The organism is Streptomyces dioscori (genome assembly GCF_003024195.1).
Classification (GTDB): Bacteria; Actinomycetota; Actinomycetes; order Streptomycetales; family Streptomycetaceae; genus Streptomyces; species Streptomyces dioscori.
On the sequence record NZ_KZ679040.1, the window covers coordinates 67,105 to 89,038 of the forward strand.

Consider the following 21,934-nt stretch of genomic DNA (forward strand, 5'->3'; position numbering starts at 1 on the left):
AGAGGGCCGTACCGGCAACCGCCGGTACGGCCCTTCTCGTTGTCCTAGACTCACCCGCATGTCAGGCCGTGACCTGTTCTGTCAGCCCCACCGCGTCCGCCGCGGGGCGGCCCTGACGTTGGTCTTCGCGAGCGTCCTCGCGGCGGGCGCCGCGACCGGCTCGTTCGACACCCCGGGCCGGAAATCCGTCTCCCCGGCGGCCCGTACCGCACAGGCCGGCCACCAGGACGACGTCGCCGATGCCGCCGCCGAGGCGATGGCCGACGGCAAGTCGCCCGTGGAGGCCGCCGAGCGGGCCGTCAGCCGCAGCGGCGACCGCTGGGGCGCCGTCTACTCCCAGGGCGAGTACGAGGAGTTCGAGGAAGCTCTCGGCGGCCGGTACACCGGCGTCGGCCTCTGGGCCCGGCGCGAGCGCGGCGGACGCATCGAGGTGACCCGGGTCCAGTCGGGTTCGCCGGCCGCGACCGCCGGGATCCGCAAGGGCGACCGGCTGCGCAGCATCGACGGACACCGCGTCGACGGCAGGCCCGTCACCGAGGTCGTCTCCTTACTGCGGGGCGACGCCACCGACGCCGACGCGGGCACCGCCGTCGACCTCGGACTGCAGCGCGGCACGCGCGCGTGGAGCGAGACCCTGCACCGGGCGCGGCTGTCCACCGACTCCGTGAGCGTGCGCGAACTCCCCGGCGGCGTCACCGTGATCAAGGTCGCCGCCTTCACCAAGGGCTCCGGGGACCTCGTACGGACCGCGGTGGCCGGCGCGCCCGTGGACGAGGGGATCGTCCTCGATCTGCGGGGCAACTCCGGCGGCCTGGTCACCGAGGCCGTCACCGCCGCCTCCGCCTTCCTCGACGGCGGCCTGGTGGCCACGTACGACGTGAACGGCGACCAGGAGGCCCTGCACGCCGATCCCGGCGGCGACACCACCAGACCGCTGGTCGCGCTCGTGGACGGCGGCACGATGAGCGCGGCCGAACTCCTCACCGGCGGTCTGCAGGACCGCGGCCGCGCGGTCGTCGTGGGCTCCAGGACCTTCGGCAAGGGTTCGGTCCAGATGCCGAGCCGGCTGCCGGACGGCTCGGTCGCCGAACTGACGGTCGGCCACTACCGCACCCCCTCCGGGCGCACGGTGGACGCCCGGGGCATCACCCCCGACCTGGAGGTCGAGGAGGGCGCGCTGGAGCGCGCCGAGACCGTCCTGAGCGGACTCGGGGACGCCGAGTGACCGGCTCCCGCACGGCCCTCGCGGCCACCGGCCCGCGCTTCGCGTAATCGGCTTTCCCTCCGGCCCCCCTGTAGTGCGAAAATGGCCAGCACTATGAGCAAGGGCATGTACGTACCGAAGGAATCCCAGCCGAAGCAGGGAGGTGGCGCCAAGGCGAGCCCCAAGGACGGCAAGCGCAAGATCGTCGCGCAGAACAAGAAGGCCCGGCACGACTACGCGATCATCGATGTCTACGAGGCCGGACTCGTCCTCACCGGCACCGAGGTGAAGTCGCTGCGCCAGGGGCGTGCCTCGCTGGCCGACGGCTTCGTGCAGATCGACGGGAACGAGGCGTGGCTGCACAACGCCCACATCCCCGAGTACAGCCAGGGCAGCTGGACCAACCACTCCGCGCGCCGCAAGCGCAAGCTGCTCCTGCACCGCGAGGAGATCGACAAGCTGGCCTCGAAGTCGGAGGAGACGGGCCACACCATCGTGCCCCTCGTCCTGTACTTCAAGGACGGCCGCGCGAAGGCCGAGATCGCGCTCGCGCGCGGCAAGAAGGAATACGACAAGCGTCAGACGCTGCGCGAGAAGCAGGACCGGCGTGAGTCGGACCGGGCGATCGCGGCGGTCAAGCGCAAGCAGCGCGGCGAGTAGCGAGCGGGCCCCCGACGGCGGGCAGTGGCCGGCCGCCGGGAATACAGTGGCATCGACGTGCGTTGGTCACGTACGATGGCAACGCACCTCACAGCGGGTGCACACTCCCTCCTCGGAGGGTCCTCTTCGGAGGGTTTTGAAAAAACAACATGGGGATGATCGGTTTCGACAGCGGCTGTCGAAGCAGGGGAAGCGAGCCGAGGAAGCGGCAATGATCTCGTTAACCATATGTCGCAACCAATAATCGCCAATTCCAAGAGCGATTCCCAGTCCTTCGCCCTCGCTGCTTAATAACCAGTGACTGAAGGACCCTAAATGGGTGTCAGCCCGGGGGTGTTCCCGACCCGGATCCTGGCATAATCAAGGGGACTAAACCGTCTGACCCGGTCACGGGGTGAGACGGGAAATCAAACAGTGACTGAGCCCGTCGGAGACTTGTTCGCGTGATCTCCGGGGCTGAGAAAATCTAAGCGAACTGCGCTCGGAGAAGCCCTGATTCTGCACCGTTGGACGCGGGTTCGATTCCCGCCATCTCCACTTTCCCATGTTCACAGCATGACCAGTCAGAAGCGAAGGCCCCGCTGCCATAGGCAGCGGGGCCTTCGTCGTGGATGCTGCTGTCGCATGAGACGACTCGCGGAAGCCGGACAAGGCAAGAGATCTCACAACCCTCTCGGACGAGCGCGGACTTGGGGCGTGGTGCTCGGCGTCCTGGTCGCCGGGCTCGGCTGGAGCGCACCCGCCGGAGCCGACCCGGGCACGAGCGGGCTGCCGGAGGCCATCGACACCGTCCTCGGGGACAGCCGGATGGAGGGCGGGGCGGCGAGCGTCGTGGTCGCCGAGGCCGCGAGCGGGGACATGCTGTACCAGCGGTCACCGACCTCGCGCCTGATGCCCGCCTCCAACACCAAGCTGCCCACCTCGGCCGCGGCGATGGAGATCCTCGGCCCCGACCACACCTTCACCACGGACGTCCTCACCACCGGCCGCCGGCACGGCTCCACGCTGAACGGCGACCTGTATCTGCGCGGCACCGGCGATCCGACCGCCCTGGCCGCCGACTACGACACCCTGGCCGCACGCGTCGCCGCGTCGGGCGTCACCCGCGTCGACGGGCGGCTGCTCGCCGACGACACCCGCTTCGACCGCAACCGCCTCGGCCGCGCCTGGGCCGCCGACGACGAGTCCGCGTACTACTCGGCGCAGATCAGCGCGCTGAGCGTCGCCCCGGACACCGACTACGACACCGGCTCGGTGATCGTCGAGGTCGCACCGGGTGCCGCCGCCGGTGACAGGCCGAAGGTCACCGTCACCCCCAGGACGACGTACGTGGACTTCGACGTACGGGCCACGACCGTCGCCACGGGCGGGGCGAACGACCTCACCGTGGAGCGCGAGCACGGCACCAACACGATCGTCGTCAGCGGTACGACACCGGTCGGCGGCTCCGGCACCCAGGAGTGGGTGAGCGTGTGGGAGCCCACCGGGTACGCCGCCGCCGTGTTCCGGGACGCGCTCACCGCGCACGGGGTGAAGGTGACCGGGGCGACCCGGCTCGGCCGCGCCACCCCCGCGACGGCCCGGCGCCTCGCCTCGCACGCCTCCATGCCGCTGAAGGACCTGCTGATCCCGTTCATGAAGCTGTCGAACAACATGCACGCCGAGATCCTCACCAAGGCCATGGGCGTGAAGGTCTCCGGTGAGGGCAGCTGGAGTGCCGGGCTCGCCGCCGTGAGCGGCTATCTCAAGGGCGTCGGCGTCGACACGGGCAAGCTGCGGCAGGTCGACGGTTCCGGGCTCTCCCGGATGAACAACCTCACGGCCGGGCAGTTCGCCGAGCTGCTGCTCGCGGTACGGGCCGAGCCCTGGTACGCCGACTGGCGCGCCTCCCTGCCGGTGGCCTGCGCCCCCGAGCGTTTCGTGGGCGGCACCCTGCGCACCCGGATGTGCGGGACGCCCGCGGCCCTCAACGCGGTCGGCAAGACCGGCTCGCTGACCGGGGCGTCCGCCCTCTCCGGCTATGTGAAGGCCGCGGACGGGCGCGAACTCGTCTACAGCATCGTGCTCAACAACTACCTGGCCGCGTCCGTGAAGCCGGTGGAGGACGCGATCGTGGTGACGCTCGCCCGGTCAACGGCGGACGCGACCGTGACCGTGAAGCCGACGGGCCCGAGCGCGCGCTCGGCCGAGCGAAACACGGACCTGGAGTGCTCGTGGCGCAAGCCGGCGGAGTGCTGAGGGAGTGAGCCGCGGTGGGGGCGGCGGCCCTTCGCCGCCGCCCCCACCGCATCACCACAGCTCAGCGGAGCGTGAACGTCGACAGTCGCATGCCGTCCCCCAGCACCAGATACACGTCCTGGCGGCCCTTCGAAGCACCGGCGGCGGCCGACAGCGGGGCGCTCACCTCGGCGTACGTGTAGACGGACCCCGTGCCGGACACGGTCGCCGTTCCGAGGAGCGTCCCGGAGGGTGAGCCGAGCCGCACTTCCACCTTCCCGGCCGCCCCGGCCACCCGCGCCCTGAACTCCCGCGCGCCCGCTGCCGGTCGGGCGTCGGCGAACTTCAGCCAGGCGCCGTCCCGCGAGGCCCCCACGGCGGTGCCCCGCGCCTTGGACTCGTCCACCAGCCGCACCCCCTCGTAGTCGTCGAAGTTCTCCGCCCGGGTGGTCCGCGAGAGGTCCCGGGCGGGGATGGTCTCGCCCGCCGCCTTCAGGGTCGTACGGGAGCGGATGTCCTCGGAGGACGCGCCCACCAGGACGTCGTACGTGCCGCTCTCCACCACCCACTTCGAGCGGGTGACGTCCCAGTGCGCGAGGTCCTTCTCGCGCAGCTTCAGTCTCACCGTCCTCGTCTCGCCGGGCTTCAGCGAGACCCGTTCGAAGGCCTTCAGCTGCTTCACGGGCTGTTTGTCGCGGGAGACGCGCTGGTGGGTGTAGAGCTGCACGACCTCGTCACCGGCGCCGCCGCCCGTGTTCGTCACCGCGACCTCGTACCCGCCGTCGACGCGCCTCACCTGCCCGTAACGGAAGGAGGAGTACGAGAGTCCGTACCCGAACGCGTAGAGCGGGTCGCCCTTGAAGTACTGGTAGGTGCGGTCGTACTTGATGTTGTCGTACTCCAGGATCGACGGCAGGTCCGCCTCAGAGCGGTACCAGGTCTGGGTGAGCCGGCCGGCCGGGTTCACGTCGCCGAAGAGGACGTCGGCGAGGGCGTTGCCGGTCTCCTGGCCCGCGTGGGTGGTCCACAGGAGCGCCGGGACCTTCTCCTGGAGGGCGCCGAGGGTGGTCGGGTAGCTGTTCTCGACGACCACGACGGTGCGCGGGTTGGCCTGGCGCACCGCCTCGACCAGGGCTTCCTGGGACGGGGCGAGGCTCATGTCCTCGCGGTCGTCGTTCTCGCGCCCGTTGATCGCGGGCATGGACCCGACCACCACGACCGCCGCGTCCTTGCCCCGCACCGCCGCCACGGCTTCCTCGGTGCCACTGCGGACGACGTCCCTCGCGTAGTGCGCGGCCTCGGACTTGGCGACCAGGCCGAGGGTGCCGTCGGAGCCGGTGGGGCCGAGGTAGACCGGGTTCGACCACCAGGGCTCGCGGGTCTCGTAGCCCGCGTACCGCAGCAGATACGTACCGTCGGCCTGCTCCTCCAGCGCGAACTGCTGCTGGACGAACCAGCCGTTCGGCTGGACCTGGTCGTTGACGAAGTTCGACCAGTTGTAGCCGACGTACTTGCCGTTCGCGGCCGAGCGCAGGGTCACGATCCCGGCGCCCCAGTCGAACACGTCGAACTGCGCGGCCGTCCCGCCGCCCGCGCTCTCCTTCAGCGCCTCACCGTCGGCGTCCGTGCCCGCCGTGACGTACGCGCCGCTCGCCGTGTTCCGCAGCGCGATCCGGTCGACGCCCTCGCTGCCGGTCACGGGGGAGCCGAGCCGCGCGGCGATGCCCGCCTTCGGGTTGACCGCGTACGGGAGCGTGCCCGAGTACCAGTCGGTGTAGAGGGTGTCGGCGAGCGGGCCGACGACGGCCACGTCCTTCGCGGCGGCCTTCAGTGGCAGGGCGCCGCCCGCGTTCTTCAGGAGCACGGCCGCGTCGGCCGCCGCCTGCCGCGCGAGTTTCCGGTGCGCCGGGCTGTTGACCACCGACTTGTCGATGGACCCGTACCTGCCGCCGCCCGGGTCGAACTCGCCGAGCCGCACCCGGATGTCGAGGACGTGCCCGGCCGCCGTGTCGACGTCCGACTCCTTCAGCAGACCGTCGGCCAGCGCCGATGTGACGGCCGTGGTCGTCGGTACGGAGTTCGTGTCGTCCGTCGTGAAACTGTCGATGCCCGCCTTCAGCGCCGCCGCGTTCCCCTCGGCCAGGGTGTCGTAGTACTTCTGACTGCCGGTGCCGATCAGGTTGTTGGGCGCGTAGGCGTCGGTCACGTTCAGCAGGTCCTGCGAGGTCCAGGTGCGTACGTCGTCGTCGAGCGCCGGATTCACCGTGGCGGGGCGGCCGTTGACGAGGTTGTACGAGGACATCACGCCCGTCGCCGCGTCGGCTTCGATCGTGGGCCGGAACGCCTGCTCCTCGTACTCCTTCAGCACCCTCGGGCGCAGGTCGGAGGAGGTGGTCGTGCGGTCGGCCTCGTTGTTGTTGCCGAGGAAGTGCTTGAGCGTGGGCGCCGTCTTCAGATGCTCGGGATCACCGCCGGTCAGACCGGTGCCGTACGCCGTCGCCATCGAACTCGTGAGGTACGGGTCCTCCGAGTAGCCCTCCTCGTTGCGGCCCCAGCGCGGGTCGCGCAGCGGGTTGACCACGGGCGCCCACAGGTTGAGGCCCCAGCCGGTCGGACGTTCCTGCTGGAAGCCGCGGGTCTCGTCGCCGACCGCCGAGCCGACCCGGCGGATCAGGGCGGGGTCCCAGGTCGAGGCGAGGCCCACGGCCTGCGGGAAGACGGTGGCCTCGCCGAGCCAGGCGACCCCGTGCAGAGCCTCGGTACCGGTCTTGAACGCCTGGATGCCCAGGCGGGGGATCGCGGGCTGCCACTGGTGGAGCAGGGAGACCTTCTCGTCGAGGGTGAGCCGGGAGAGAAGGTCGTCGACGCGGCGGTCGACGGGGAGGCGGGGGTCGCGGAAGGGGTATGCCTGGCCGGCGGCGGCAGCCGGTGCGGCGGTGGCGGGCGCGGTGACGCCGAGGCCGGCGACCAGGGCGAGGACGAGCGTGATGCGTGGTCTTCTGCTGTTTCTCTTGCCTTTCATTTCACGGCTCCTTCGGTGGGGGCCTTACAGGTCAGGGGCGCGGCCGGGTGCTGGCCCGTAGCGTCAGCCGGGGTGGCAGCAGCGTGGCCTGCGGTACCGGCGCACCGCCCAGCTTCTTCATCAGCAGTTCCACCGATCCGGCGCCCACCTCGGCGGCCGGGATGGCGATGGAGGTGACGGGCACGCGGACGCGTCCGGCCAGTTCGTCCGGGCAGATCGCGGTGACCGACAGATCGCCCGGGACCCGTAAGCCGAGCGCTTCGAAGGCGTCGATCAGCGGTTCGAGGATCGGCTCGTTGTGGACCACGACGCCCGTCAGGGCGGGCCGTTCCCGCAACAGCTGCTCGGCGATCTGCCGGGCCGCCGCGGGGTCCGCCTCGCACGGGTGGACCGAGGAGGAGAGGCCGTTGCGGTCGGCCGCGGCGGTGAAACCCTGGACCACCCGCTGGGCGAACCCGGTCTCGCGCACGTACACCTCGGGCGGTGAGCCCACCAGGCCGATCACGCGGTGGCCGAGCCCCGCCAGATGCTCGACGCACAGCTCGCCCGCCGCCTTGAAGTCCAGGTCGATGCAGGTCAGTCCGGCGGGTTCGGCCGGGAAGCCGATGAGGACCGACGGCCGGTCCAGGCCGCGCAGCAACGGCAGCCGCCGGTCGTGGAGCTGGACGTCCATCACGATCAGCGCGTCCACGAGGGCGGTGTCCGCGACCCGCCGCAGCCCCTCCTCGCCCTCCTCCTGGGTGAGCAGCAGCACGTCGTGGTCGTGGCGGCGGGCGGCCGTCACCACGGACACCGCGAACTGCATGACGACCGGTACGTGGATGCCGGCCCGCAGCGGGACCACGAGCGCCAGCACGTTCGACCGGCTGCTCGCGAGGGCGCGGGCGCCGGCGTGCGGCCGGTAGCCCAGCTCGCGGATGCTGTCCTCGACGCGCTGCCGGGTCTCCTCGGAGATAGGCCGCTTGCCGCTCAGCGCGTACGAGACGGTGCTGGGGGACACCCCGGCGTGCCGGGCCACATCGGTGATCTTCACCATGCTCAGCCCCGCTCCAGTTCCAGGGACAGGAACCCGGTCCCGGCCGCCGCCCGTGCGGTCCGGTCGCCCGCCGCCAGGGCCCAGGGCGCCTTCGGGTCGCTCGACGACGCGCGCAGGGTGTCGCCCTCCCGTACGACGGTGAAGGTCACCCCGTCGACGGGCACCGTGACCTGCGCGCCGCGCGCCAGACCGTACGCGTGGAGGGTGACCCCGTCGGCGTACGGATAGTCGGGGCGGTCCTCGACGGAACCCACCGGGATCACCGCGCCCGGCCGGACGAGGAGCGGCACGCTGGAGAAGCCGTGCGTCTCGCGCACCCAGCGGGGCCCGGTCACCGTGCGTCCGGTCAGGAAGTGCGTCCAGGTGCCCTCCGGCACGTAGTACGACACGTCCCCGTCGTCGGAGAACACCGGCGCCACCAGCAGGTCGGGGCCGAGCATGTACTGCCGTTCCAGATGCGCGCACCCGGGATCGTCCGGGAATTCGAGGACCATGGCGCGCATCACCGGCACCCCCTGGGCGTGCGCGGTGCGGGCGGCCTCGTACAGGTACGGCATGAGGCGCAGCTTCAGGCGGGTGAACAGGCGCAGGACGTCCACGGACTCCTCGTCGAAGAGCCACGGCACCCGGTACGAGGAGCTGCCGTGCAGACGGCTGTGCGAGGAGAGCAGACCGAAGGCGAGCCAGCGTTTGAAGAGGGCGGGGGTCGGGGTGCCCTCGAAGCCGCCGATGTCATGGCTCCAGTAGCCGAACCCGGAGAGGCCGAGGGACAGTCCGCCGCGCAGCGACTCCGCCATCGACGCGTACGTGGCCTCGCAGTCGCCGCCCCAGTGCACCGGGAACTTCTGGCTGCCCGCGGTCGCCGAGCGCGCGAAGACGACCGCTTCGCCCTCCCCGCGGTGCTTGCGCAGCACGTCGAAGACGGTCCGGTTGTAGAGGTACGTGTAGTAGTTGTGCATCCGCTCGGGGTCGCCGCCGTCCGCGTACGCCACGTCGAGCGGGACCCGCTCCCCGAAGTCGGTCTTGAAGCAGTCGACGCCCTGCGCGAGCAGCGCCTCCAGCTTCGCCGCGTACCACTCGCGGGCGGCCTCACTGGTGAAGTCGACGAGCGCCATGCCCGGCTGCCACAGGTCCCACTGCCAGACACTGCCGTCGGGCCGCCGCAGCAGATGCCCGAGCGCCTTGCCCTCCGCGAAGAGCGGGGAGCGCTGCGCGATGTACGGGTTGATCCACACGCTGATGTGCAGCCCGCGCTCCTTGAGGCGGGCCAGCATTCCCTCGGGGTCCGGGAAGACCCGCGGGTCCCACTCGAAGTCGCACCAGTTGAACTCGCGCATCCAGAAGCAGTCGAAGTGGAAGACGGAGAGGGGGAGTTCGCGCTCCTTCATGCCGTCGATGAAGGAGCTGACGGTGGCTTCGTCGTAGGAGGTCGTGAAGGACGTCGACAGCCACAGCCCGAACGACCAGGCGGGCGGCAGCGCCGGGCGGCCGGTGAGGGCCGTGTACTTGCGGATGATGTCCTTGGGCGTGGGCCCGTAGATCACGTAGTACGTCAGCTGCTGGGTCTCGGCGCTGAACTGGACCCGCGACACCGCCTCCGAACCGACCTCGAACGACACCCGGCCCGGATGGTCCACGAAGACGCCGTAGCCCGCGTCCGTCAGATAGAACGGCACGTTCTTGTACGCCTGTTCGGTGGCCGTGCCCCCGTCGGCGTTCCACATGTCGACGACCTGGCCGTTCTTCACCAGCGGCCCGAACCGCTCGCCGAGCCCGAAGACATGCGTGCCGACGCCGAGGTTCAACTGCTCCCGCAGGTAGTGGCTGCCGCTGCCGGTGTCGCGCATGATGCCCATGCCCTTGGGGCCGCTGCTGGTCAGGGTGCGGCCGTCGGCGAGGAAGTCCACATGCCACGGTCCTGTGCGGCTCACACGCACCGACAGGGCGCCGGCGGTGAGGGTCGCGGAGTCGTCGTCGTACTCGGCGTGGGCCGTGAACTCCTCCCCGCCGAGCCGGTTGAGCTCGAACTGCGGTCCCCTGGGCTCCTCGCCCTCGAAGTGGGTGAACGTGACGCCGATGACGTCGGGCATCGGGGCGTGTGCGCCGATGGTCACGACCGGTCCCTTCAGCAGATCGCCGCGGTGACGGATGGGCTGGGTCGGCGCGTGGATCTCCAGGGCCCCGGACCCGGCGCTCACATCGAGGACCTCGACCGGATGGGCGGCCGTCACACCCTCGCGCAGCAGCCAGTAGCCGTCGGTGAACTTCACGCGCGCACCCCTTACTTGACGGCACCCACGGCGATGCCGCGGGTGAGCGTCCGCTGGAAGACGAGGAAGAAGACGATGGCGGGCAGGACGCCCAGGAGGGCAGCGGCGTTCGTCATCGTGGCGTCCATCAGGCGCTGGCCCTGGAGGACGCCGAGCGCCACCGACACGGTCTGGTTGTCGTTGGAGATCAGCATCACCAGGGGGAGCAGGAACTCGTTCCAGGTCCAGATGAAGAAGAAGACCAGGAGCACGCCGATGGTGGGCCGGCTGACGGGCACCACGATCCGCCAGAGCACCTGCCACTTGTTCGCGCCGTCGATCCGGGCGGCCTCGATGATCTCGCGCGGGAACTGTCCGAGGACCGAGGCGAGCAGATACGTGCCGAACGCGGCCTGGATCACGGTGAAGACGATGATCACGCTCAGCCTGGTGTCGTACAGGCCGGCTTCCTTGCTCAGGTAGTAGACCGGGTAGACCAGCGCCTCCTGCGGCAGCATGTTCGCCAGCACGAAGAAGGCGAGCACCCAGGTGCGCCCCTTGATCCGGCCGATGCCGATCGCGTACGCGTTGAGGACGGAGAGGACGACGGCACCGAGGGCGACGGACCCGCTGATGATCACCGAGTTGACGAGCTTCTGCCCGAAGTCGACGCGTTCCCAGAAGTCCTTCAGCCCGTCGAGGTAGACGCCCTCGGGGAGGCTCAGCGGGCCGTTCGCCGAGTACTCGGCAGGCGACTTCACCGCGTTGACGGTGACGATCAGGAACGGCAGGACCATGAACAGGGCCCCGATGACCAGGGCGAGGAGGACGGGGTAACGGCGGAGGGCGGTCATGAGGCGCTCACTCCCTGCGCGACTGCTCCTCGCTCGGTACTGCTCATCGCACGACTCCCTGTTCGGCGTCCTCGGCACGGGTCTGGAGCTTCAGGCCGACCACGGCCAGCAGCAGGACGATCACGGTGAGGACGGTCGAGATCGCGGCGCCGTACCCGACCTGCGTCTTCTCGAAGAACGTGGTGAACGAGAAGTACGAGGGCACGTCCGTGGCCCCGCCCGGTCCGCCCTTGGTGAGCACGTACACCGCGCCGAACACCTTGAGCGCGGCGATCGTGCACCAGAGCAGCACGACGTAGATCTCGGGCCTGATCTGCGGGAGCGTGACGTGCCAGAACCGCCGCCACCAGCCGGCGCCGTCCAGTTCGGCGGCCTCGTACAGCTGCGGGTCCACGCGTTGCAGACCCGCCATGAAGATCACCAGCGGGAAGCCGAGCTGCACCCAGACCATCACGCCCATCACGCTGTAGAGCGCGAGGTCGGGATCGCCGAGCCAGTCCTGCTGGAGGCTCCCCAGCCCGACCGCCTTCAGCAGTTCGTTCAGCGAACCGTTCTCGGGCGCGAGGATCCAGCTCCACACGATGCCCGCGACCGCGATCGGCAGCACCTGCGGCAGATAGAAGCAGGCCCGCAGCACGGCGGCCGTCCTGCTGCCGAAGTGCTTGCCGACGAAGTCGAAGAGCGCCGCGGCCAGGACCAGCCCGAGGACGGTCGGTACGACCGCCATCGAGACGACCATGAACAGGCTGTGCCGGAACGACGCCCAGAACTCGGCGTCGTCCATCAGCTCCCGGTAGTTGGCGAGCCCGGTCCACTTCGGGCTGCCGACGCCCTGCCACTCCGTGAAACTCACACCTGTGTTCATCAGGAAGGGCACGACGACGATCACGAGAAAGGCGAGGGAACCGGGGAGGAGAAAGAGGGCATAGGAGTCGCGGGGACGGCGAGGTTTCCCGGCGGAATGGTGACGCGCTTCGACAGTTGCGCTCCTCCGCCCGCCCCGCTTCTCGACGGTGAACGTCATCGGTCCTGTACGCCCTTGTCGTACGCGGCCTTCACCGCGTCCAGGTAGGCGTCCGGCTTCGCGCTCCCCGTGATCAGCTTCTGGGTCTCGGAGACGAGGACGTCGTAGAAGCCGGGGGCCGGCCAGTCGGGGTAGAACGCCAGACCGTCGCGCTCGGAGAGCGTGTTGAAGTTGGCGATGAGGCCCTTGGAACGCGGGTCCGTGATGGCGGCGGGATCGGCGGCCACCGGGACGCCACCCTTGTTGCCGAGCAGGTTCTGGATCTTCTTCGACATGGTGATGTCGATGAAGTCGTACGCCAGTTCCTTGTTCCCGGCACCCTTGGGGACCACCCACAGGTTGCCGCCCGAGCCGAGGGTGAGGTTCGAGTCCGGCCACAGGAACGTGCCCCAGTCGAACTTGTTCTCCGCGGCGAACCGGCCGAACCACCAGCTGCCGGAGAACAGGATCGGGCTCTTGCCCTGCATGAAGGAGACCCCGGCGTCCTCAGCCTTCGCGCTGGTGGTCTTCTTACTGATGTAGCCCTTCTTCACCCAGTCCGCGAAGGTCTCGGCGGCGTACGTCCAGGCGGCGTCGTGGAAGTCCGGCTCGCCCTTGTAGAGCTGGTACGAGTCCACCCAGGCGCGGTCCGCCTTCGACAGCGCGAGCTGGTAGAGGTACTGGTGGGCCACGTACTCGGCGCCCGCGTTGGCCAGCGGGGTGACGCCCTCGTCGACGAACGTGTCCATGGCGGCGGTCAGTTCACCGAACGTCTTCGGCTCTTCGACGCCGTACTTCTTGAAGAGGTCCTTGTTGTAGAACACCATCGTGTACTCGGCGTAGTTCGGTATCCCGAACCACTTGCCGGAGCCCATCACGCCCTTGGCGTCGTACTGGCTGGTCGTACGCACGCCCGCGCTGAGCTTCTTGTCCCAGCCGCGCTTCGTCACTTCCGCGGACAGGTCCGTGAGCAGGCCCTGCTGGGAGAGGTGGCCGGCCGTCGCGTTGCCCTTGTTGTACTCCATGAGGTCGGGCGCGTCATCGGAGTTGAGGACCATCGGGGCGGTCTTCTGGATCTGCTCGAAACCCTTCTCCTCGAACTTCACCTTGACGCCCGGGTGAGTCTTCTCGAACTCGTCGATGGCCGCGTTCCAGGCGACCGCCATGGCGCTGTCCGGGCTCTCGTAGTGCCACAGCTTGAGCGTCTTGCCGTCGTCGCCGGACCCGCTGTCCGAGTCACCGCAGGAGGCCAGCAGCAGGGTGGTGCTCACCACCGCGGCTGCCGCCGCCATCATGCGCCTGCGCCTTCGCCTTCGTGCCGTCAACATCCTGTGCCTCCGGGGGAGTCGGACGGGTATCGGACCTCGCACTCACCGCGCGACGCTTGCCGCTCGCACGGTGCGCGTCGAATCGATTCGACGGGGGTCGTCGAAGCGCTTCGACGGGGGAACGTATGTGGGGGCTCCGGGGGAGTCAATGGGGTGCGCGCGAATTGAAGCGGACGTTCGGCGGGTCGACCGGGGGTTGCCCCGCCGGGGGTTGTCCGGCGCGGTGCGGGCCGGTGGGGGCCGGTCGCGCAGTTCCCCGCGCCCCTTTCGACGCGGCTGCGCCGCGTGGGTCGGTGCGTACGGTGCGGGCCGGTGGGGGTGGGCCGCGCAGTTCCCCGCGCCCCTGAAAAGCGGCTGCGCCGCGTTGTGTTCGTGCGTGCGGACCGGTGGGGGTCACCCGCGCAGTTCCCCGCGCCCCTGACGGGGCCCTGGAGCGGCGCAGCCGCTTTCAGGGGCGCGGGGAACGGCGCGAGCAACCCCCACCGGGCGGTCAGGTGGGATGCGGCCCGTTTTTAGGGGCGCGGGGAACTGCGCGAGCAACCCTCGCCGGGCGGCCAGGTGGGATGCGGCCCGTTTTTAGGGGCGCGGGGAACTGCGCGATCAGCCCCCACCGGCGGTCAGGTGGTGTGCGGCCCGGTTACAGAGGGCGCGGCCGACCACCCCGCGCGGGCCGTCGCCAGTGCGATCAGCAGCGCCGTCGTCGCCGCCCCGACCGGCACCACGTACCCGGCCTCAGCCGACCCCCGCTCCACCACCAGCCCACCCACCGCGGACCCGCAGGCGATCCCGCCCAACAGCCCCGTCACCGCCCACGTCATCCCCTCGTTCAGCCGCCCCTCCGGCGTCCGGTGCTGCAGCAGCGTCATCGCCGTGACCATCGTCGGCGCGGTAGCCATCCCCGCGAGCAGCAGCGCGAGACCGAGCGTCACGAGTCCTCCACCTGCGAGCGTCGCCGCCAGCAGTGGCAGGCACATCAGCGGAGCCATCGCGCCCACACTGAGCAGGAACCGCCGTTCCGCCGACCCGCCCAGCCGCAGCACCCCGTACAGCAGCCCCGCCGCACATGATCCGGCCGCCTGAAGGGCGAGTATGATTCCGGCCGCCGCCGCCCGGTGTCCCTGTGCGTCCGCGAACGCGATCGTCACCACCTCCATGGACCCGAACACCGCACCCGTGGCGAGGAATCCGATCAGCAGCGGAGGGATTCCGGGCGCCCGGAGCGGGGACGCGGACCCGGCGCCCGTACGGCCCCGCGCGGGCGGTTCCGTGGAGCGCTGGGCGCTGAACACCAGCACGCCGGTCAGCAGCAGGACGACCGCGACGAGCGTGCCCGCCTCCGGGAACAGCGCCCCGCACAGCAGCGCGGCCAGTACGGGTCCGAACATGAAGCACAGCTCGTCCACGGCCTGCTCGAAGGAGTTCGCGGTGTGCAGCCGGTCCGCGTCCCCCTTGAGGAGATGAGCCCAGCGTGCCCGCGACATGCCTCCCGTGTTGGGCGTGGTCGCCGTCGCCGCGTACGCCGCGAACAGTGTCCAGTCCGGCGCCCCGAGGCGTACGCACAGCAGCAGCGCGAGCGAGCCGAGTGCGGCGACGGCGGTCGCGGGAACGGCGATCCTCGCCTGCCCGTGCCGGTCGACGAGCCGTGCCGTCCAGGGCGCGACGACCGCCGTCGCCGCCAGCCCGGTCGCGGTGACGGCACCGGCGAGTGCGTACGACCCCCGCGTCCCCGCGATCATGATCACGGCACTCACGCTGAACATGCCCATGGGGAGCCGGGCGACGAGATTCCCGATCGTGAACGCCCGGGTTCCAGGAATGGCGAAAAGTCGCCGGTAGGGATTCCGCGAGGGAGGGGGCGGGGAGCAGGGCGAGGGGGAGTGCTGCGAGGGCTGGCTGGGCGGCATGGATCAACGTTCGCCCGGCCCGCCGTGCGGGGTCCAACACCTCTTCCGTACCGATTCACGCACTCACGTTGTAAGTTCGCCCGATGCCCGCCCATCCCTCGTACTCCTCGCACCTCGACCCCCGCCTGCTGCGCGCCTTCCTCGCCGTGGCGGAGGAGCTGCACTTCACACGCGCGGCCGCCCGCCTGTACGTCGCCCAGCAGGCCCTCAGCCGGGACATCCGGCGCCTGGAGCGGGAACTGGGCGCCGACCTCTTCGTACGCACCACCCGGCAGGTGACGCTCACCCCCGACGGCGAGCGGCTGCTGCCCCACGCGCGGCGGGCCCTGGAGGCGCAGGACGATCTGCTCGCGGCCTTCGGGCGGACCGGCCCGTACGGCAGGGCGGAAGTCGAGCGGCCCCTGCTCGTGGACGTGAACAGTCCGGGCCTGGTCTCCGGGCGGATCCTGGACCTGGCCCGCGAACTGGCCCCCGACTGCGAACTGATGGCCCGCTTCGAGAGCGGCCTCACGGGTGCGGCGGCCGAGCTGCTGGCCGGCCGCCTCGACGCGTCCTTCGGCCGGTTCGCGGGCCTCGACCCGGCCGTGCGCGCCCGCCTGGAGCAGCAGCCCGTGCGGTACGAGCGGATGGCCGTCGTCCTGCCAGAGGGCCATCACCTGGCCGCGCTGGACGCCGTACCGCTCGACGCCCTCGCGGGGGAGCAGGTGTACGCGGGTGCCGGGAACCCCCGGACGCTCGAATGGACCGCCCTCGCCCGTCAGCTTTTCGAGGGACGCGGGATCGAGGTGGCCGCGCCCGCGCCGCTGGCCGTCGGCACCGAGGAGTTCCGAAGGATCATGACCAAGACTCGAACTCCTGTTCTGGCCGTCGTGGACTTTCCGGCCATGCCGGGTTCAACGCTTCGTCCCCTCGTGGACCCTGTCCCGTTGTCACCGGTGTCTTTGGTGTGGCGGAAGGGTCTGGTGCATCGTGGAGTTGCGGCATTGAGGGCTGCGGCGAGGCGACTCGCTGCGGACGAGGGATGGCTGGAACGCCCTTCCGAGGGGTGGATTCCGGCCACGGATGCACTCATCATGATGAGTCGGATCTGACACAGAACCCTCACTCATGGCTACGTGCGATACATTCGTGGCCCGGGTGCAGTGTGATAAAGGGGGCGCTCGGACCGGGTGGGGGTCCGGTTCCGGACGATGACGTGCGAGTATCCGGGTCGCACGCGCCACCCCAGAACGATTCCCGTGGGGGGATGTACGTGCGCGTGAAAAGTTGGCCAGAAGACGCTCAACCAGGTCGGAATGATTCCGATCAGCCTGGTACCGGCGGTGACCACCGCTCGGCCGGGGACGAGGCCGACCGGGCGCTTGGAAATGGTCCTGATCAGCCCTTCCGTAAGGCTTCCGGCCATGCCGGCGGCGCGGACGCGACCGAGGTCATGGGCGCGACCGAGGTGATAGGCGTGACCGAAGTCATGGGCGCGACCGAGATCCTGAGCGCGACCGACGTCATGGGCGTGACCGACGTCATGGGCGGACCGGGGACACCCAGCTCGCCCGGTGCACCCAGCCTGCCCGGTATACCCAGCTCGCCCGGTGCGGCCGGCGCGTCCGACAGCTGGTTCCGCCGTGAGGCCGCCGCGGCCGTGCCGCGGCAGAGAGACGACGGCCAGGACACCGACCGCTTCCCAGGAAGCCAGGACACCGACCGTTTCCCGGGAAGCCGGCACACCGACCGTTTCCCGGGAAGCCGGCACACCGACCGCTTCCCCGGGAGCGCGGTGGCCGACCCCGCCGCCGCCCAGGACACCGCTCCCGCCGTCGGCCACGACACCTGGCAGGAGTCCGAGCACCCCGAGCACACCCATGACCCGCACGAGGTCACGGTCCAGCTCGACGGTGTGGGACGGCAACTGGAGGACTGGCTCGTCCAGCAGGCCAAGGGTGCCCCCAGCACCCAGGACGGCTCGGACGGCCCGGTCTTCGTCGACGAGACCGGCCGCCGCAGCCGCAGATACCGCCGGATAGGCATGGCGGTGGGCCTGGCCTGCGCGGTCTACGCGGTGGCCATCCTCATCACCCTCATATCCGGCAACTCGAACGCCCCCTGGCTGCCCATCAAGGACCAGCAGGAGGACGCACCGGCCGGCCAGGTCGAGCCGTCGCCGCTGCCCACCGACTCCGCCGGCCCGTCCGGCTCCGCGAGCGCCTCGCCCGAGGCGAGCGTCTCCGGCACCGAAGGCACGACGCCGTCACCCGGCGCCAGCCTCTCGACCGACACCTCGGCCAGCGCGCAGGCGCCCGACACCTCGGCCGACCCCAAGCCCTCCGCCAGCACCACCAAGCCGGGCACGGGCAGCAACAACTCGCCCGACCCCGGGGCGGACCCCACCGACGAAGTCCCCGCGTCACCGGACCCCGAGCCGGAACCGACCGACACCGACGTCACGGACGGCCCCACCACCGAGGCCCCTGCCGGAGGCGACACCAACGACGTCGCCGACGCCCCGCTCACGGCGGTGCCGACTCCCATCGAGCCGAGCCCCCCCACCCCGTCCTCCCCGGAGAACATCCTCTGATGGCACGCCGCACCAGCAAGCGCGGCGCAGGCGGGGGCGCCGTCCGGCGCCGACGCCTGCCCATGCGCTACCTGTTGCCCTCGCTCATCCTCATCGCCCTCATGGCGATGCTGATGCTGCGCGGGTACGTACACAGCGAGATACTCGCGGACCACCGCATCCAGCCCGAGGCCGCCACCGACCGCGTACCCGAGAAGATTCTCGACGGGGGTCCGGTCATCGACACCCGCGGGGGCCGCACCGCCAGCCTCAGCGTGCCGAAGCACCATCTCGTCCTCACCTTCGACGACGGCCCGGACCCCGAGTGGACCCCCAAGGTCCTCGACGTCCTCAAGAAGCACGACGCGCACGCGGTGTTCTTCGTCACCGGCACCATGGCCTCGCGCTACCCGGCGCTCGTCCAGCGCATGGTCGACGAGGGCCACGAGATCGGTCTGCACACCTTCAACCACCCCGACCTCTCCTACCAGTCCAAGAGCCGTATCGACTGGGAGCTGTCCCAGAACCAGCTGGCCCTCGCGGGCGCGGCCGGCATCCGTACGTCGCTCTTCCGGCCGCCGTACTCCTCCTTCGCCGACGCCATGGACGACAAGTCGTGGCCGGTGACCGAGTACATAGGCAGTCGCGGCTACCTCACCGTCGTCAACAACACCGACAGCGAGGACTGGAAGAAGCCCGGCGTCGAGACGATCATCCGCAACGCCACCCCCAAGGGCGGCAAGGGCGCCATCGTCCTCATGCACGACTCCGGCGGCGACCGCCACCAGACCGTCGAGGCACTCGACCGCTTCCTGCCGGACCTGCAGGAGAAGGGGTACGAGTTCGACAACCTGACCGGAGCGCTCGGCGCCCCCAGCGCCCACACGCAGGTCACCGGGCTCGACCTGTGGAAGGGCAAGGCCTGGACCTGGGCGGTGCAGGCCTCCGAGAGGAGCACCGACGTCCTCGTCGTCGGCCTCGCGATCGTCGGCACCCTGGTCATCACCCGCTTCGGCCTGATGCTGGCGCTGTCCATGGCCCACGCCCGGCGCGTACGCCGCAAGAACTTCCGCTGGGGGCCGCCCGTCACCGAACCGGTCTCGGTGCTGGTGCCGGCGTACAACGAGGCCAAGTGCATCGAGAACACGGTGCATTCGCTGATGGCCAGCGAGCAGCCCATCGAGGTCGTCGTCATCGACGACGGTTCGAGCGACGGCACCGCCCGCATCGTGGAGGGTCTGCGGCTGCCGAACGTCCGCGTCGTACGCCAGCTCAACGCGGGCAAGCCCGCCGCCCTCAACCGGGGCATCGCCAACGCCAAGCACGACCTCATCGTGATGATGGACGGCGACACCGTCTTCGAGCCCGCCACCGTGCGCGAACTGGTGCAGCCCTTCGGCGACCCGAGCGTGGGCGCCGTCGCGGGCAACGCCAAGGTCGGCAACCGTGACTCGCTGATCGGCGCCTGGCAGCACATCGAGTACGTGATGGGCTTCAACCTCGACCGCCGTATGTACGACATGCTGCGCTGCATGCCGACGATCCCCGGGGCCGTCGGAGCCTTCCGGCGCTCGGCCCTGGAGCGCGTCGGCGGCATGAGCGAGGACACCCTCGCCGAGGACACCGACATCACGATGGCCATGCACCGCGACGGCTGGCGTGTCGTCTACGCGGAGAACGCCCGCGCGTGGACCGAGGCCCCCGAGTCCGTCCAGCAACTCTGGTCCCAGCGCTACCGCTGGTCGTACGGCACCATGCAGGCGATCTGGAAGCACCGCAAGGCACTCGTCGAACGGGGCCCCTCGGGCCGCTTCGGCCGCGTCGGCCTGCCCCTGATCTCCTTCTTCATGGTCCTGGCCCCGCTCCTGGCCCCCCTGATCGACGTGTTCCTGCTGTACGGGATCGTGTTCGGCCCCACCGAGAAGACGATCGGCGCCTGGCTGGGCGTCCTCGCCATCCAGGCGGTGTGCGCCGCGTACGCCTTCCGGCTGGACAAGGAACGCATGACGCACCTGATCTCGCTGCCCCTGCAGCAGATCCTCTACCGCCAGCTCATGTACGTCGTCCTGCTCCAGTCCTGGATCACCGCCCTCACCGGCGGCCGCCTGCGCTGGCAGAAACTGCGCCGCACCGGCGTGGTCGGCTCGGCGCCCGGCGCGGCAGGCACCCCCGCCCCGATGCCCCGCCAGCGCGCGGAAAGCGGCACCGGCGCCGGAACCGGCATCGGAAGCGGAACCGGAACCGGAACCGGCAGCGGTAGCGGTAGCGGTAGCGATCGGAGGCCTGTCGGATGACGACGCATGGCCAGACCACGGGCCCGGGTCCGGGTACGGGCGCGACGCCGCCGGAGAACACCCCGTCATGGGGGCTGCCGCGACATGCGACGACGACTCAGGAAGTTCAGGACATGACCGCCCCGTTCCCCGCGCCCGGCACGGACGACCCCGCTCCCCCGCACGGGTACCGGACCACGGCACCCGACGCGCCCCTGTTCGTGAACACTCCGCCGCCCCCCGCGTCCGACGACGCGAAGGCCACCAAACGGGCGCCCGTCCGGGACCGTTACTTCGATCTGCTGCGTGCGGTCGCCCTCTTCCGCGTGGTCTTCTACCACCTCATGGGCTGGGCCTGGCTCCCCATCGTGTTCCCGTCCATGGGCGTGATGTTCGCGCTCGCGGGCAACCTGATGGCGCGATCCCTCAAACGCCCGCCCGTGCAGGTGATCCGCAGTCGTATGCGCCGGTTGCTGCCTCCGCTGTGGCTCCTCGGCGCGATCGGTGTGACGGGCATGCTGATCCAGGGCTGGGGACCGAACTCGGAGGGCCACCCGATCTGGTGGTGGCTCCACCTGACCTACTGGGTCCTTCCGCTGAGCGATCCGCCGTACGCCGAGGGTCTCTCCGGAGTCCACGGCATCATCGGTGACGACTGGGCGGCGGAACTCGCGGGCCCGCTCTGGTACATCCGCGCGTATCTCTGGTACGTGCTGCTGTCGCCCTTCATCCTAAAGGTCCTGCGCGCCGTTCCCTGGCCGACCATCGTGTCGCCCATCGCCGTGGCCGCGGCCCTGGAGTTCGGCTGGCTGCACATCCCGAGCGTGCGGATCGACTCCGCCGTCACCGACTTCAGCACGTTCGGCGCCTGCTGGATCCTCGGAATGGCGCACCAGGAAGGCATCCTGCAGCGGCTTCCCCGCTACCTCGTCCCCTCCTTGGTGCCGTTCGTGGCCGGTTACGGCTTGTGGTACGCGCTGACACACGGGTTCAAGGAGGGCCACGACCTCGACGACATCCCGTACGCGCAGTCCCTCTGGTCGTTCGCGACGGTGATGGTGCTCCTGCACTTCAGCCCCTCGTGGTCCGAGTGGCCACGCGTGCTGCGACGCTGGGACAGACTGATCACCCTGCTCAACTCCCGTGCCGTCACCATCTACCTGTGGCACAACATCTGCATCCTCGTCGCCGCGACGCTCTGGGACCACCTGTGGGGCTTCGACGTGCTGTCGGAGCACTACGCGGGATTGCTGGAGAGCCCGTGGCCCGTCCTGCTGATGGTCTGGATCCTCATCGGCGCCTGCATCGTCTCCTTCGGCTGGATGGAAGACGTGGCAGCCAAGCGCAAGCCACGCCTGTGGCCGGACGGCAGCGGGGGCAAGCGTCCGAAGACGAAGACGAAGACGAGGCTGAAGACCGGGGCGAGGGCGCACCGAGCTTGAGAGCGAACGCTTGCTAAGGCAAACTCGACTAGGAGATGGGCCGCCTGGATTGATCCGGGCGGCCCATTCCTTGTCGCCCCGGAGTGCGTTTGGCTGAAACCGCGACTTGACCCGGGCATATCTGATGTGCGGAGGGTCCTGTCGATGTGTGACCTCCCGTCCGATAGCTCCGATCTGAGCGACTGATGAAA

Annotated in this window: 14 protein-coding genes and 1 other RNA gene; 8 read left to right on the forward strand and 7 right to left on the reverse strand. The window is 70.1% G+C overall.

Annotated features, from left to right (window positions below; translation table 11 throughout):
• The first annotated feature begins 58 nt into the window (after positions 1 to 58).
• The 4 genes from C6Y14_RS08325 to dacB all read left to right on the forward strand — a co-directional run bounded on the left by C6Y14_RS08325 (position 59) and on the right by dacB (position 4,102).
• The gene (locus C6Y14_RS08325) at positions 59 to 1,225 is read left to right on the forward strand and encodes a S41 family peptidase (RefSeq protein ID WP_107015902.1); all 1,167 of its coding nucleotides are present in this window, start codon (positions 59 to 61) and stop codon (positions 1,223 to 1,225) included.
• 105 nt (positions 1,226 to 1,330) lie between these two features.
• Positions 1,331 to 1,864, forward strand: a complete 534-nt coding sequence (gene smpB, locus C6Y14_RS08330) for an SsrA-binding protein SmpB (protein ID WP_199854702.1) — start codon at positions 1,331 to 1,333, stop codon at positions 1,862 to 1,864.
• Between the two features lie 151 nt (positions 1,865 to 2,015).
• Positions 2,016 to 2,404, forward strand: a transfer-messenger RNA (tmRNA) gene (ssrA, locus tag C6Y14_RS08335).
• Positions 2,405 to 2,488: 84 nt separating this feature from the next.
• Positions 2,489 to 4,102, forward strand: coding sequence for a D-alanyl-D-alanine carboxypeptidase/D-alanyl-D-alanine endopeptidase (gene dacB, locus C6Y14_RS08340; RefSeq protein ID WP_107015904.1), 1,614 nt, complete (start codon positions 2,489 to 2,491; stop codon positions 4,100 to 4,102).
• Positions 4,103 to 4,163: 61 nt separating this feature from the next.
• Here the strand turns inward: dacB and C6Y14_RS08345 are convergent, their stop codons facing one another.
• From C6Y14_RS08345 to C6Y14_RS08375, 7 genes are all read right to left on the reverse strand, one after another.
• The gene (locus C6Y14_RS08345; protein WP_107015905.1) at positions 4,164 to 7,103 is read right to left on the reverse strand and encodes a glycoside hydrolase family 3 protein; all 2,940 of its coding nucleotides are present in this window, start codon (positions 7,101 to 7,103) and stop codon (positions 4,164 to 4,166) included.
• A gap of 31 nt (positions 7,104 to 7,134) precedes the next feature.
• Positions 7,135 to 8,139: a LacI family DNA-binding transcriptional regulator gene (locus tag C6Y14_RS08350; RefSeq protein WP_107015906.1), complete on the reverse strand. Its 1,005-nt coding sequence runs from the start codon at positions 8,137 to 8,139 to the stop codon at positions 7,135 to 7,137.
• Between the two features lie 2 nt (positions 8,140 to 8,141).
• Complete coding sequence (yicI, locus tag C6Y14_RS08355) at positions 8,142 to 10,409, reverse strand: alpha-xylosidase (RefSeq protein WP_107015907.1); 2,268 nt, start codon at positions 10,407 to 10,409, stop codon at positions 8,142 to 8,144.
• Positions 10,410 to 10,420: 11 nt separating this feature from the next.
• Positions 10,421 to 11,242 (reverse strand): carbohydrate ABC transporter permease, encoded by an 822-nt coding sequence (locus C6Y14_RS08360; protein ID WP_107015908.1) that lies wholly within the window; start codon positions 11,240 to 11,242, stop codon positions 10,421 to 10,423.
• A gap of 43 nt (positions 11,243 to 11,285) precedes the next feature.
• Entirely contained in the window at positions 11,286 to 12,266 is a 981-nt protein-coding gene (locus C6Y14_RS08365) for a carbohydrate ABC transporter permease (RefSeq protein WP_107015909.1), read from the reverse strand.
• A complete protein-coding gene (locus tag C6Y14_RS08370; RefSeq protein WP_450152389.1) occupies positions 12,263 to 13,540 on the reverse strand; it encodes an ABC transporter substrate-binding protein in 1,278 nt (425 codons plus the stop codon). The genes C6Y14_RS08365 and C6Y14_RS08370 overlap by 4 nt, the downstream gene beginning before the upstream one ends.
• A 650-nt stretch (positions 13,541 to 14,190) precedes the next feature.
• Entirely contained in the window at positions 14,191 to 15,477 is a 1,287-nt protein-coding gene (locus C6Y14_RS08375; protein ID WP_107015911.1) for an MFS transporter, read from the reverse strand.
• A gap of 83 nt (positions 15,478 to 15,560) precedes the next feature.
• On the opposite strand from C6Y14_RS08375, the gene C6Y14_RS08380 reads away from it, so the two are divergent.
• The 4 genes from C6Y14_RS08380 (at position 15,561) to C6Y14_RS08395 (ending at position 21,743) form a co-directional block, all read left to right on the forward strand.
• Positions 15,561 to 16,568 (forward strand): LysR family transcriptional regulator, encoded by a 1,008-nt coding sequence (locus C6Y14_RS08380; protein ID WP_107015912.1) that lies wholly within the window; start codon positions 15,561 to 15,563, stop codon positions 16,566 to 16,568.
• A gap of 365 nt (positions 16,569 to 16,933) precedes the next feature.
• On the forward strand, positions 16,934 to 18,049 hold the full coding sequence (locus C6Y14_RS08385; protein WP_159074195.1) for a hypothetical protein: 1,116 nt from the start codon (positions 16,934 to 16,936) through the stop codon (positions 18,047 to 18,049).
• Positions 18,049 to 20,322: a glycosyltransferase gene (locus tag C6Y14_RS08390; protein ID WP_107015914.1), complete on the forward strand. Its 2,274-nt coding sequence runs from the start codon at positions 18,049 to 18,051 to the stop codon at positions 20,320 to 20,322. The genes C6Y14_RS08385 and C6Y14_RS08390 overlap by 1 nt, the downstream gene beginning before the upstream one ends.
• Positions 20,323 to 20,435: 113 nt before the next feature.
• A complete protein-coding gene (locus C6Y14_RS08395) occupies positions 20,436 to 21,743 on the forward strand; it encodes an acyltransferase family protein (RefSeq protein ID WP_107015915.1) in 1,308 nt (435 codons plus the stop codon).
• Positions 21,744 to 21,934 lie beyond the last annotated feature (191 nt).

What these genes read in the sequence shown, in the direction of transcription:
- C6Y14_RS08325 (WP_107015902.1), top strand. Translation starts at nt 59, where the DNA reads ATGTCAGGCCGTGACCTGTTCTGTCAGCCCCACCGCGTCCGCCGCGGG.
- smpB (WP_199854702.1), top strand. Translation starts at nt 1,331, where the DNA reads ATGTACGTACCGAAGGAATCCCAGCCGAAGCAGGGAGGTGGCGCCAAG.
- dacB (WP_107015904.1), top strand. Translation starts at nt 2,489, where the DNA reads ATGAGACGACTCGCGGAAGCCGGACAAGGCAAGAGATCTCACAACCCT.
- C6Y14_RS08345 (WP_107015905.1), bottom strand. Translation starts at nt 7,103, where the DNA reads ATGAAAGGCAAGAGAAACAGCAGAAGACCACGCATCACGCTCGTCCTC.
- C6Y14_RS08350 (WP_107015906.1), bottom strand. Translation starts at nt 8,139, where the DNA reads ATGGTGAAGATCACCGATGTGGCCCGGCACGCCGGGGTGTCCCCCAGC.
- C6Y14_RS08360 (WP_107015908.1), bottom strand. Translation starts at nt 11,242, where the DNA reads ATGACCGCCCTCCGCCGTTACCCCGTCCTCCTCGCCCTGGTCATCGGG.
- C6Y14_RS08365 (WP_107015909.1), bottom strand. Translation starts at nt 12,266, where the DNA reads ATGACGTTCACCGTCGAGAAGCGGGGCGGGCGGAGGAGCGCAACTGTC.
- C6Y14_RS08370 (WP_450152389.1), bottom strand. Translation starts at nt 13,540, where the DNA reads ATGATGGCGGCGGCAGCCGCGGTGGTGAGCACCACCCTGCTGCTGGCC.
- C6Y14_RS08375 (WP_107015911.1), bottom strand. Translation starts at nt 15,477, where the DNA reads ATGCCGCCCAGCCAGCCCTCGCAGCACTCCCCCTCGCCCTGCTCCCCG.
- C6Y14_RS08380 (WP_107015912.1), top strand. Translation starts at nt 15,561, where the DNA reads ATGCCCGCCCATCCCTCGTACTCCTCGCACCTCGACCCCCGCCTGCTG.
- C6Y14_RS08390 (WP_107015914.1), top strand. Translation starts at nt 18,049, where the DNA reads ATGGCACGCCGCACCAGCAAGCGCGGCGCAGGCGGGGGCGCCGTCCGG.
- C6Y14_RS08395 (WP_107015915.1), top strand. Translation starts at nt 20,436, where the DNA reads ATGACCGCCCCGTTCCCCGCGCCCGGCACGGACGACCCCGCTCCCCCG.